This is a genomic window from Rhodanobacter sp. OR87, from assembly GCF_000473345.1.
In the GTDB taxonomy this organism is placed as follows: Bacteria; Pseudomonadota; Gammaproteobacteria; order Xanthomonadales; family Rhodanobacteraceae; genus Rhodanobacter; species Rhodanobacter denitrificans.
In genome coordinates this window covers 1-12892 of the sequence record NZ_AXBJ01000041.1, presented here as the reverse complement: position 1 = coordinate 12892, position 12892 = coordinate 1, and the positions used below count along the sequence as shown (strand labels likewise).

The 12892-nt window shown below is 61.0% G+C and carries 9 protein-coding genes; 2 read left to right on the top strand and 7 right to left on the bottom strand.

Features of this window, described 5'->3' with window-relative positions; genetic code table 11:
- The 5 genes from tnpB to RHOOR87_RS0118310 form a co-directional block, all read right to left on the bottom strand.
- Nucleotides 1-262: IS66 family insertion sequence element accessory protein TnpB (gene tnpB / locus RHOOR87_RS20105; RefSeq protein ID WP_155950981.1), on the bottom strand; the 262-nt coding region annotated here is incomplete at its 3' end.
- A 243-nt stretch (nucleotides 263-505) separates the two neighbouring features.
- Entirely contained in the window at nucleotides 506-988 is a 483-nt protein-coding gene (locus RHOOR87_RS20545) for a hypothetical protein (protein WP_155950980.1), read from the bottom strand.
- On the bottom strand, nucleotides 988-5010 hold the full coding sequence (locus RHOOR87_RS19465; RefSeq protein WP_081700032.1) for an RHS repeat-associated core domain-containing protein: 4023 nt from the start codon (nucleotides 5008-5010) through the stop codon (nucleotides 988-990). The genes RHOOR87_RS20545 and RHOOR87_RS19465 overlap by 1 nt, the downstream gene beginning before the upstream one ends.
- Before the next feature lie 466 nt (nucleotides 5011-5476).
- Nucleotides 5477-6388 carry a hypothetical protein gene (locus RHOOR87_RS0118315; RefSeq protein ID WP_027485846.1) on the bottom strand — a complete coding sequence of 304 codons (912 nt, stop codon included), beginning with the start codon at nucleotides 6386-6388 and terminating at the stop codon, nucleotides 5477-5479.
- Nucleotides 6381-7451, bottom strand: a complete 1071-nt coding sequence (locus RHOOR87_RS0118310) for a GNAT family N-acetyltransferase (protein WP_027485845.1) — start codon at nucleotides 7449-7451, stop codon at nucleotides 6381-6383. The genes RHOOR87_RS0118315 and RHOOR87_RS0118310 overlap by 8 nt, the downstream gene beginning before the upstream one ends.
- Before the next feature lie 90 nt (nucleotides 7452-7541).
- On the opposite strand from RHOOR87_RS0118310, the gene RHOOR87_RS0118305 reads away from it, so the two are divergent.
- Nucleotides 7542-7814, top strand: a complete 273-nt coding sequence (locus RHOOR87_RS0118305) for a phosphopantetheine-binding protein (protein WP_027485844.1) — start codon at nucleotides 7542-7544, stop codon at nucleotides 7812-7814.
- Nucleotides 7814-9043, top strand: coding sequence for a beta-ketoacyl-[acyl-carrier-protein] synthase family protein (locus RHOOR87_RS0118300; RefSeq protein WP_027485843.1), 1230 nt, complete (start codon nucleotides 7814-7816; stop codon nucleotides 9041-9043). Before RHOOR87_RS0118305 ends, RHOOR87_RS0118300 begins: the two co-directional genes overlap by 1 nt.
- Nucleotides 9044-9706: 663 nt before the next feature.
- Here RHOOR87_RS0118300 and RHOOR87_RS0118295 read toward each other — a convergent pair.
- The gene (locus RHOOR87_RS0118295; RefSeq protein ID WP_027485842.1) at nucleotides 9707-10936 is read right to left on the bottom strand and encodes an ABC transporter permease; all 1230 of its coding nucleotides are present in this window, start codon (nucleotides 10934-10936) and stop codon (nucleotides 9707-9709) included.
- A gap of 10 nt (nucleotides 10937-10946) precedes the next feature.
- A complete protein-coding gene (locus tag RHOOR87_RS0118290; protein ID WP_027485841.1) occupies nucleotides 10947-12260 on the bottom strand; it encodes an ABC transporter permease in 1314 nt (437 codons plus the stop codon).
- Between the last annotated feature and the right edge of the window lie 632 nt (nucleotides 12261-12892).

Below are 12892 nucleotides of genomic sequence, written 5' to 3'. Positions count from 1 at the left end.
CCGACGGCCAGACGAATCGCCCCTGATGCAATCGACGCACCGATAGCCACACGCCCTGCGCGTCCACCATCAGCACCTTGATGCGTGTGGCGCGGCGGTTGCGGAACACATACGCTGAACCGTCCAACGGTTCCCGCCCCAGCACTTCGCGCACGTGCACCAGCAGCCGATCCGCACCACAGCGAAAATCTACCGGCGCACTCACCAGCCACCATGCGCACGGTCGACCTGTGCCGCCCACTCCACTCCGCTTCATGCTCATCGCTACGTTCTTGGCTGAACAGGCGCGTAGTGCAGCGGCTACGAAGTACTTGGGGAATATGAGGTGGGCGGACGCTTACAACTCAACGACGCGAACGAACGCTGCTTCATCGGGGATGTACTTCCTGAGGGCCGTCGCTATGATGCCTCAGACAGGGAATAGATCAGAGCATCCCTAGCGTCCGTCGGTGCGGGAGACTTGCAGGGCATGTGGCAAAACAACATGCGGCCCTGTGAGCCTTTCTCACTTTGATACCCCAAGTATCTTATCCAGATTTCCTTGTGCAATAGCCTTCCATTCCGGGTCGTGCATTCCGTTAAGCTTTTCGACTATCAGCCTCACAAGATCGGCGTCTTTAGAGACGTCGTATGAGCGCTGCCGCTGCATTCCAGCAAAGACAAGCACTATGTCTCGAACCGTCAGATCATCGTCGGCTTGAGCTAGTTTTTTCTTTAGGAGCGGAACAGCGGCAGCTCCCTCCTTCGCAAACGATTCGGCCAAGTAGATTGCTGGTGGATGAATCACTTGGTTTCCGCAAATGAATATCTCGTACTGACTCCCAAGGTCGTAGGAATCAAATGTAGCAATCCGCTCCCTCAACGAATTTTTGTAAAAGGTATTTACCCACGGATTGCACGTATTGCGAAGATGTGAATTCGCAGCAAAACTGCAGCCTGCAACAAGGAAGGACGCAGAGACTACGGTCAGCCTGACAAGGATATTCATTATTTGCACCCGCAGCCCGCGTATCCATTGTTGTTTAAATCGTCCTGAATTCTTGATTGCATGGCATAAGCGGGTTTCTCGTATTTGCTGTTCTCGTAGCCATGCCGCGTTGACCACAGGTAGCTGATCCAAGTCATGCCTTGGCGATACTGACCAACATGCACCAACTCATGACCCAGCACCGCGATTCCAGCCGAAGTGCTTGAATCGTAGACGCCGGGCCGGAAGTAGATGTCGTTCCCCCTCGTTATGCCGTCATAGCCCTTCCCCAGATACGACGGCACCTCGCCATCATGCAGATCGGCATTGTCTAAGTCCTGCTGAGGAATATAGGGACTTAGCGTGTTCTTTTCACACTCTGTGAGAGGACGCAGCCCGAGCGGATCGACGTTGCTTATCGGATTGTTGCCGACATAGGCATATGTACTAACCCCACCCAGCAGCCCAATCGGATCACTCTCCAAGTACCGCCCCAGCCCCGACTTGTAATCACGGTACCCATTGTTCCAGGCTTCGGTCTCCGCATCGTAATACTGCCCCGGAAAGCCCAGGTTAAGCATCACGTTGGCGACGACCACGTTCTGCGTGAACGCGAAGTTCTGCGCCCGCCATACCACGATCTGGCTGGCGTCCGTCATCACCTCCGGGCGACCCACCTGGTCGGCGTGGATCGCATAGGCCTGACCGTTCGCGATGCGTCCGATCAGTCGGCCGTTGAGCCAGACGTAATCGATCCAAGCGCCATTCACTTGTTCCGCCAACAGAGTACCTCCATGATCGGGCGCGAAGTACGTGGCGCCAGCGGCTCCGGTCTTGCGTAGCCGCTGCCCCTCAGGGTTGACGTAATAGGCCGTGCCGCCAGCACTGTCCATCCGGTTGAAGGCATCGTAGTGGTAGGTAGCAGCGCCATTGACTGTGGTGGTATTGCCTTGCGCGTCGTAACCGTACGAGGTGCTGCCAGAACTCGCCAGCCGGTTGCTGGTGGCGTCGACAGAATCGAGCACACCCGTCTGCACGGTGCGGTTACCGTTGGCGTCGTACTGGAAGCTCTCATTGTCTGCGACGGAGGACACCGTGGTCAGTCGCGACAGGGCGTCATAGCTGAAATTCTGCGTCAGACTGGTGTCGATACCGTTGCTGATCCGGGTGATGCGATCGGCGGTGTCGTAGGCGAAGCTTAGGCTTTGCTTTCCCGGCACACTGATCGCGGCTAGACGCGTGTCGGTGTCGTAGCTCAACGTATTGACCAGGCCATTGCCGGACGTCCACGTCGCCATCGCCAGATCCATCGGGCGATAGCTGATGGCGGTGGCGCCGTTGACCACTGTCGTGCCCATCTTGAGTGTGACACCCGAGACCACACCGTTTGTATAGGTGTAGTTCGCCTGGTTGCCGTCCGGATAGGTCACCATGGCGATCCGGCCCATGGAGTCATGGCTATAGCCGAGCGCGTAGGAGGTACCGGCAACGACGAAGCTGCGCCCCGCCACCCAGCCTTCCGGAGTGTAGCTATAGGACGTCGTGCCAGTTGCGTCGCTATCCGCGCATAGCCGCCCCTTACCGTTGGTGCAGGTATCGTAAATGAAACTCTGCGTCTTGCCGCCTGCACCGACGCTGACGAGGCGACTGAGACCGTCGTACCCGTAGGCGGTAAGCGTGCCATCGGCGCGAGTCATGCTTGATCGCCGACCGTAGTTGTCATAGGCGAAGTGAGTGACACCAGTATCCGGACTGACCTGTTGCCACAACTTCCCCAACCCATCGTAAACATAACTGGTAATCAAGTTGCGCGGGTCGGTCACGCTGGTCACGTTGTCGCCCTTGTCGTAGGCGTACTGCGTGATACCACCTTTGGCGTCCAAAATGCGGGTTCTTCGATTGAGTGCGTCGTACTGGAAACTGGTCTTGTTCCCCAACGCATCGGTCACTGAGGCCACATTGCCGCTACCGTCGTAGGCGTAGGTCTCGACCTGGCCGTGCGCGCCTTCGCGCTGGTAGATGTTGCCACGTGTGTCGTACACAACCGTCTGCGACTTGCCGATATCAGTACCGCGGGCCACGACATCCGAGGTGATGTTTCCCATGGCGTCATAGATGAAGCTCTCGGTGGAAGCGCCATCCTTGTCGTTGCGCGTAATGCGGGTAACCTGCATGTACGGGTTCCGGGTCCAGGTCGTCACCTCATTGCCCGGCGCCGTGAGGCTGGACAGTAGCCCGAAACTGTCATAGGTGTAGGACCAAGTGGCAGCTACGCCACCCGGGTAGGTTGTCTTGGCAGCCACCCGACCTCGGCCATCGTACGTAAAATCGGTGATGTCGCCATTGACACCGGTGATGCGTCCTGGTTCGCCGAGACCATTGTAGTTGCTGTAGGTAATTGTCTGGCCCAACCCGTTGGTCACGGAGATCAGATTGCCCAGCGTGTCGTACCGATAGACGTCGGTGTCGCTGTTATTGGGTGACGGGTGTACCACGGACATGGTTTGCACCATGCCGTTTCCGTACAACACGTAGTTGTACTGGGTGGTCAAGATCTGGTTGCTGATACCCGAAAGATCGGTGATCGACTCCGACGCCAGGCGATTCTGGGCATTGTAGGTGTAAGCTGTCTTCGACCAACCCTCGACCGTGACACTCAGCTGGCGGTTGAGCGAGGCATTGGAATCCCACACATAGTTCGTCGTACGTGACGACGTCGTGCCATAGGCCTCAGCCAAGCTCTGCAGTTGGCCGTTAGCGGCATAGATGTATCGGGTGATATTGCCGTTGTTGTCCGTCGTTTGCTGCAGGTTGCCATACATGTCATAGGCACGGACGTTGTTCGTCGCACTGCAGTCCACTACCGCATCATTGCTTTCCGAGAGAAGTGGGGAGCCTGTGCCGCCGAATTGCTGCACCGAACGGTGTCCCAGAGCATTGGTGATCGTGGCGGTTGGGCCGGTCGCATTCGTTCCATAGGCGATAGTCGTGGCTTGCGAACCATCCGCCATGTGCGACCCAGTGGCGCGTAACGAGCTGTCGTAGGTAGTGATCGAATAAGGCACACCGTTGTAATCGACTTCCGTCAACTGCCCGATCGAGTTATTTTTGTACTGGATAAGCGTGGCCGGGGAACCCGGAAGGGTAACAGAATTGCTGTTTGACGAGTCGGTATACGAGTAAACATTTCCTGCAGGATCCGTCAGCGTGGCGGTATAATTGGCACTGTAGACAATGGTAAAAGATGATCCATTGGTGTGCGTCACTACGGTAGTGGATGTCTGAGTTTGGCTATTGTAAGGAGAACGGGTGATCGTCCAGCCGACGCCGGCCGTATCTTTCACCGATTGCAGGTTGGCACTCTGTCCATAGGAATCCGGAACAAAGGTTTGTACACTGGTATCTTCGTCATGAAGTGTGTAGGTGCCGTCAGCATTCTTTATCAGACTGGCAATACCATTATTTGTCTGTGGGTGAAGTCCTGTGACATTGGGGCCATAAAGAAACGTGGCGCTGGTACCGTTCGGACGGTAAAGTGTAATGTTGCTACAGCGCGTCTCCGACCCATTGCACGTCAAATCCAGCCAAGCACTCAAGTTGTCATGCCAACCCACCAGGTCGGCCGGCGCGGATTTTATGGAATGATAGTAGCGCGTGTATTGAAGCCCCATTTCAACAGGTACGGCGAAATATGTGACCGATTCGATTTTCGCACCCGTATTCGGAATGATAGGGTCGCCCACAGGACACGCCACTCCCTTGACTGTCACACCGCCAGAGGCGGTTCCCGTTCTTAAAAATATATCGTGACCAAAATTTGAGCTTTTAAATGTCCAAACAGACGCGAAATTTCTACCCTTGACATCAGCTGAAACATTTACCGGCATACTCCACTCCGGCGGAGCATCCTTGGGCAACACCGGCTTGTCTTGAACACACAGCCCAATGGATGGGGTAACCAGCCAAAATATAGAAGAAACCAGAAGCATGGCAGTGCGAACACGAAACAACGTTATGTAATCACCCACAGCCAAATCCTCCATGGTATATTTACCGCACCTGGCGAAGCAGTGCAGTAAGCAGCATTGTTACCCAAAATCAGAGAAGTCCCTTCTTCAGCATACATTAACGCTCATACAAAAAAGGAAAACGTGACCTCTCGACATGCCACCCGTCGCATTAGGGATGTTCTGGAGAGTAGGGATGAAAGCGGCTAGTGGCCCCAAGCAGCTCAATGGGCCATGATCGCTTCGCTTCATCGAGACACAAAAAGAAAGATAGCTGGTCAAGCCGTGCGTCTGCGCGGCGGCGAGTTGCCCTGAGCTAGCGCCGTGATGCGGACAGCACCGAGCTGCGCTCCAGCGTAGGCTCTCCAAGATCCTCGGTCGGAATGTCGTCATCCTTGACATCAGCTACTCCCCAGTTGCTGAATGTTCGCCGTCGATAAACGATGCTGGCTTTTGGCAGCGTAACACGAACACAGTACCTCATTGAGAATATTTTTGGGGGTCACGTACCCCTTTTCATACCGTTGAACTGTTCTGGCCCTAGAGCCGCAATCGCCTGCAGCAGTTCCAGGTTCAGCGCATGCTGCTGCGCCTGCCAGTCGGCGAGTTGCGCGGTGTCGACCGCCGGTTGCGCGTCCAGCGCCGACAGCCTGCGCTTCCACCACGTGCGGTAGCGGTAATGCGAGATCTCGCCGTTGATGTCGCTGCCGACCAGGCCGTGGCGCAGGCTGCCGATCAGCGCCCGCGCGTGGTCGAGTTGCAGGCGGCCCTGGTCCCAGTTGGTCCGTGCCACGTCGGCGGCGAACACGTCCTTGTCGATCGTGAGGTAGCTCGGCGCGGCGTGCGTACGCTGGAACTCGACGAACGCATCGACCAGCACCGCGGGCGTGTCGAAACCGCGGAACGCGCGCGCCAGGCCAAGCCGGCGCGCCCAGCCGGTGTCCACGCCGATACTCCAGTAGCTCAGCTTGCCGCGGAGCAGCGGCGCCAGGTAGTTCTCCCAGGCGTGACCGGCGCCGATGTCGGCGGAGGTGATGCCGAGCACATGCACGTGGCTCACCTGCGGCAGCCGCGCCACTTTGCGCACCCACGAGCCGCAGTGCACGCCGAACGGGAAGCGCATGTTGTCCGGGTGGTTGTCCAGCACCACCACCTGGAACGGCGCCTCGCTGCGCACGCGCTCGATCAGCGGCCAGCTCAGATGATGGAAGTCGCCGCTGCCGGTGAACACGGTGCCGTGGCGCTCCGGCAGCAGCTGGTCCAGCATGGTGCGGAAGCGTTGCATGCCGGACAGCGAACAGCCGAAGCGGATCGACTCCTGCCAATGCTCCAGCGGCAGCACCAGGCGATCCGGCAGCGGCCCCACCGAATGGTCGATGTCGAGCACCACGGGACGGTTGGCCAGCCTATCCATCGACCGCCTCCACCGCCGTCTGCCAGCGGCGATCGCTCTCGAAGTGGCTGCCGAGCCGGCGCAGCAGCGCGCGCAGCAGCGGATTGCGCGCGTACACCGCGTGGCGGGTGAAGGTGAAGCGCGCGCCGAGGAAGGACTTCACCTCCGGGTCGGTCCAGCCGGCCACGTAATGCGTCAGGCCGCGTTCGCGCGCGTAGCCCAGGTTGTGCATCCAGCTGACGAAGTACAGGTTGTGCTCGCGCGCCGCGGGGTAGGCGAAGCCGACGTACTTGTCGACCAGCTTGCCGCCGTGTTCGTAGCAGAGGTTCCAGCCGATCATCTTCCCGGCATGGCGATAGACGAACACCACGCCACCGCTGGCCGCATCCTGCAGCAGCAGGCGGAAGAACGCCGCGCTGAGCCGGTCGAAGTGGATCGTGCTTTGTGCATACACGTTGTCGAACAGCGCATGGAACGCCGCCAGCGTCGCCTCGTCGCTGAAGCAGGCGTCGCCGGTGCGCAGCGTCTCGATCTCGAGGCCGGCGCGCGAGCGCAGCTTGCGCCGGATATTCTTGCGCCGGCTGTGCGAGAGCCGCGCGAGATAGTCGTCGTCCGAGCCGAAGTCGATCGGCACGAAGGCCAGCGCCTGGCCTTCCAGCAACACGAAGCCCGCCGCCGCACAGGCTGCGGCGAAGGCACCCGCGTGGGCATTCGCCGCCTCGTCCAGCAGCGGCGACTCCTGCGCAATGTCCTTCACGATCAGCAGTCGGCACTCGCGCCCGAACGCAGCCTTCAGCCCCTGCGCCAGCCGCGCCGGCGACACCCCGGCAGGCAGCGGCGCGTACTCGGTCACGGTGGTGCCGGCGAAGCGGGTGCGCCAGCGCAGCAGACGGCTCCAGTGGCGGTACAGCGGCAATGCAGCCAGGCGACGGCGCAGTGCCTCGTCGGCGGTGGTCAAGAGGTCGAACGGCGCCACGAAGACCGGCATGCCCTGCGGCGAATGGTCCACCACGAAGCCGATCGGCGGCTCCAGCATGAATGCCGCGAGCAACGCATCCGGTTCCAGTTGCGAAATGAAAGGCATGAGTAAGCGAGTTTGCCTAGACTGTGCGCAGCCTGCACCAGACACCTTGCGCGGGCCTTCCATTACTGTCTGCCACCGAAGGACATCGTCATGACCGCAACGATCCAGCAGCAGGTGTTCGAGATCATCGCCAAGCAGGCCAAGATCGAGGTGGCGACGATCAGGCCCGAATCCACCCTGAAGGACCTGGGCGTCGCCTCGCTGGAAGCGATCGAGATGATCTTCGACATCGAGGAACACTTCAACATCAACTTCCCCGACCAGCAGGGCGCCAACTTCGACACCGACACCGCGCAGAGCCTGGTCGACGCGGTGCAGAAAGCGCTGGACGACAAGGCCGCCGCGGGCGAAGGAAGCAAGTGATGCCGACCGTATCGACGCGCCGGGTGGTGATCACCGGCATGGGTGCGATCAGCCCGCTGGGCGTGGGCGCCGCCGCGCTGTGGCAGGGCCTGCGCGAGGGCCGCAGTGCGATCGGCCCGCTGCGGCACCCGGATGCCGAACGCCTGCGCGTGAAGGTCGCCGCCCAGGTACCGGAGAGTTTCGACCCCGCCGCCCACATCGACGAGCGCACCCTGCCCCTGCTCGACCGCACCTCGGAGTTCGCGCTGCACGCGGCGCGCGAGGCGGTGGCGCAGTCCGGCGTGGACTTCGCCGGCGGCCTGGGCCTGCGTACCGCGGTGATCGTGGGTACCGGCGTGGGCGGCGAGACCACCCAGGACGAGCAGAGCCGGCGCCTGTATGCCGAGAACGCACAGCGCGCGCACCCGCTCACCATCGTGCGGCTGATGACCAACGCCTCGGCCAGCCAGATCAGCATCGCGTACGGCCTGCACGGCCCCACCTACGCCGTGGCCAGCGCCTGCGCCTCGGCCAACCACGCGATCATCCAGGCCGCGCAGATGATCCGTTACGGCATGGCCGACGCCGCCGTCACCGGCGGCACCGAAGCCTGCCTCACCTACGGCGCGCTGCGCGCATGGGAGGCGATGCGCGTCGTGGCCGACGACACCTGCCGTCCGTTCAGCGCGAACCGGCGCGGCCTGGTGCTCGGCGAAGGCGCCGGCATCTTCGTGCTGGAATCGCTGGAGCACGCGCAGGCGCGTGGCGCCACCATCCTCGCCGAACTGGCCGGCACCGGCATGAGCGCCGACGCCAGCGACATCGTGATGCCCAGCGCCGAAGGCGCCGCTACGGCGATGCGCCTGGCACTGGCAGAGGCCGAACTGAACCCGCAAGACGTGGATTACATCAACGCCCACGGCACCGGCACCCAGGCCAACGACGTCACCGAGACGCGCGCGATCCGCCTGGCCTTCGGCGCGTACGCCGACCGCCTCGCGGTGTCCTCCACCAAGTCCATGCACGGCCACGCGCTCGGCGCCTCCGGCGCGCTGGAACTGGTCGCCGCGATCGGCGCGCTGCGCGACAGCGTGGTGCCGCCCACCGCGAACCTGGACCAGGTCGATCCGGCCTGCGACCTGGACTACGTGCCGAACGTCGCGCGCGAGATGCCGGTGCGGGCGGTGCTCAGCAATTCGTTTGCGTTCGGGGGATTGAACGCGGTGCTGGCGTTGAAGCGGGCACCGTAGCCGGAAGCCCCGATCTTGCTTGCTCGTCATTCCTGCGAAGGCAGGAATCGCACTTCAGTCGTCGCGCAAGACGACGAATGCCTTGTAGGAGCGCGCTTGCGCGCGATGCTCTTGCTTGGCGCGACGGCATTTGAGAGCAAGAGCTTTCGTCTGCCTACGGCAGCCGAGTTACTTTCTCTTTGCGTGGCCAAAGAGAAAGGTAACCAAAGAGAAAGGCCACCCCGCTTGGCGCTTGCCGGGCATCGGGCAACTGCTCCCTGCGTTGCCTCAACTCGGGCATCCATGCCCTCGCCTGCCCGGCAAGTCCGTGAGCCGGGTCCGGGCTTTTCGACAGGGCATCCTGCCCTGGCGAAAAGGAGCCGACATCCCTGTCGGCTCCCGCTACGCGGCCTGTCGTCCCCGCCTCACCGCCGCACAGGGGCCCCGGTAGAGCAGCGGGCCATCCTGGCCCGCACTTTTGGAGAAAGCCGGAGCAAAGCCACAGCACCGCGCGCGAACTGTCACGTTCCCCACGAGGGCAAGAGCTCCAAAGCCAATTGCTGATCGACCGCTTGCGACCCATTGTTGCCGTCGGTGACAGTCCGCTCTCTGGAAATCCGTTCACTGCCTAGACCGATAAATTTGATAAGGCGAACCGAACTCTGCTGATCAAGGATCCAATGCTCAAACCGACCGCGTCGCCACCACCGGCGGCACATTGGAAGCACGGCGCGCTGGCATCAGCACTGCAGCCTGACCGAGCACGAGCATGGCAAGTACGCCCATTGCCACGTAGAACACCGGAAGATGCATCATCTCGTAATGCTTCATCAGCCATACGTTGAGGCCAACGGCACACAGCGCGCCGATGACCGCGCCGCCTCCGGCAATCAGCAGGTTCTCAATCTGAAAGTAAAGCAGTATGTCGATCTTTCTGGCGCCCAGTGCTCGCCGAACGCCTATCTGCCGATGCCGCTGGCCAACCCAGAAACTGGTCAAACCGACGATGCCTGCGGCGGTAACACTCAGCAGAATGATGCAAATTACGCCCATCAGCAGCGCAACGCCGCGCTCGTCGTCATAGTACGAGGCACGCATCTCGGTGACCGGATGAACGCCCGCACCGGGGGGCATGTGGCGCATCGGGTCCAAGGCAAAGAGTGCCTTGTGGATATCGCGTATCGCCTCCGTCGTGCGGCCGTTGCGCGCGCGGACCACATAGCCCGTCCAGAAGCCATCTTGCCGCAACGGCTCGATCACCGAGTTATCGGCCCAGTTACTGTCGTCCATGTTCGGTATCCGCAGGCGCTCGACGATGCCCACAATCGTGGCCAGCTTGCCGTCCTGATACACCGCCTGACCTAGTGCATTGCCGCTCGGGAAAAGTTGGTCGGCCAGGGCCTTGCTCACGATGATGACCTTTGAGCCCAGGAGTGTTTGTCCGTGCCGGATCTCGCTGGCGAAAAAGTCGCGGCCGGCAATCAGGCGCGCGCCGAAAGTCCCCCGCAAGTGCTCGTCGCCGTAGTAATAAGCCGCATGCACGAACTTGCCTTGGCGGTCCGCATCCAGAGAAATATCACCTTCGCCATCGCCCTGGAGCAGAGGGAAACTTGCGGTTGCCGTGGCATCCTGCACATCCGGCAGATTCCGTATCGCCTGCAGATCCGCGCGCTGCATGGCATCTATCTTTTCGATGATGGTGGCAGCATCGCCGGTTACGACGGGCAACTTCTGCCAAATGAAGATCAGGCCGTCTTCATCCAGCCCGGACGTGCGACTCATGCGTGCCATGGTGTGGCCGATGATGAAGAAGGCATTGGCGACGATCGCCAACGTTAGCGCGATCTGCAACACGATGAGAATCACGGCGGCCTTGTGCCGCCGTAATGCCACGAGGATGGGATAGACATTCACTGCGTGATCCTCAGGATGCCTTGAGCTGCAACGCAGGCGGTACTCGCGACGCCCGATACACAGGGTAGATCGCGGCAAGCAGGGTGGCTGTCACGGCAAGCAGCAGCGTAAGAGACAGCAACGTAGGGTCGAATCGCGCCAGCGCGGCGAGCCTTGCCGGCATCACCACGCCGACACTGAGCACTCCGATGGCCGTGAACAGCAATCCGAGGAGGCCGCCCCCGACGCCGATCACCCCCGCCTCGGTGAGAAACTGCGCATAGATCGACGCCCGCGATGCCCCGAGTGCACGCCGCACGGCGATCTCACCGCTACGCCGCAGGAACTTGGCCAGCAGCAGCCCTATCGTGTTCAACAGACATACGACCAGCAGGCCTTGCGCCACCAATAGCGACACACGGGTACTGCTAGGCACCACCTGCCGGTAGTTGAGAAACGCCGGCACGTCGCGCAGGCGGTTGTTCGGTTTCCAGGGGAAGCGGCCCAGCTGTTGCAGCTCACTGGCGTAAGCATCGAGGTATTGCCGGTAAGCCTGTGCGGCGGCTGGGCTATCGAGTTCAACCATGTAGGAGAGCCATACACAGTCCGAACGCAGAAGCGCCGCGAAATCGGTGCGCAACGATTGGCCGTTCGCGCAATCAGAGGCGATGTCGCTAAGGACGTTGTTTGCAACTGCGAATGAAAGCGGTAGAAAAAAGTCAGGCTCGGCTGGCTGGAATCGGAAAAGTGAGAAGAATTCCGGCTGCGGGTTCCAGTGCTTGGTGACACCCACGACACGGTAGTCATGGTTGGCGATAGCGATGGTCTTGCCGACGCTGTTGCCGCCGCCGAACATCTCCTGATTGAAGTGATCGCTGATCACCACCACTGCGGCTCGATGCTCGTCATCGCCCGCACTCCAGCCACTACCGTGGTGAAACGGCAGATCCAGCATGGGGAAAAATTCGCTGTAGACCGCGTAGCCCCGTGTCTCGATAAGATCGGTGCCGGGACTGGAACGCGGAGGCGTGATGGACCGCCATATCGGAGCGATCGCCGATTGGCGCAAGCCCCGATGTTGGCGCATCAGCGCCATGGCATCGATATAGGTCAGCGTAATGGGCGGCTCGCCATTTTCGCGGTGGCCCGGCCCCCAGGCATCGATTTGCGGCACGAACAGTTGTGATGACTTCCATGGAATCGGATCGGCAGACACGCCGCGGAATACCGAATACATCGTCATTGATGCCGCCACGCCAAAGCCGATCGCCAGCATCATCAGTGCAGTAAGGCCAGGGCTGCGCCGCAAGCTGCGCACAGCCAGTTCGAGATAGTAGGCAAACACTCCGTTCCCCTGTGCCATCGACGCCATTCTGATCGGGTCTGACTTAGACCGAATGGCTTCACGAGATACTATCCGGAACTTGCCGGAGGTCAGAAACAGAGACCGTACTCGATGTGTTGGCAAGCCTCCAACGACCGCTATTCGGCAGCCTTGTGGAGATCGCGACCGTCCGCTTCTGGCCGATAGAGGACGTTCCCTTTGCCGTCGCGCCCTGCTCTCGCGACCGCGAAGCGGCTGCGCACCGAGTGCGCGCCAGGATGGCGCGCTGCTCTACCCGGGGCCCCTGTGCGGCGGTGAGGCGGGGACGACAGGCCGCGCAGCGGGAGCCGACAGGGATGTCGGCTCCTTTTCGCCAGGGCAGGATGCCCTGTCGAGAAGCCCGGCCCCGGCTCACGGACTTGCCGGGCAGGCGAGGGCATGGATGCCCGAGTTGAGGCAACGCAGGGAGCAGTTGCCCGATGCCCGGCAAGCGCCAAGCGGGGTGCTCTTTCTCTTTGGCTACTTTCTCTTTGAGCACGCAAAGAGAAAGTAGCTCGGCTGCCGCAGGCAGACGAAAGCTTTGGCCTGCCTGGAAGCTCCGTCGCAGGCATGACGTGCGATGCCTGCCTTCGCAGGCATGACGAGCATGGGGG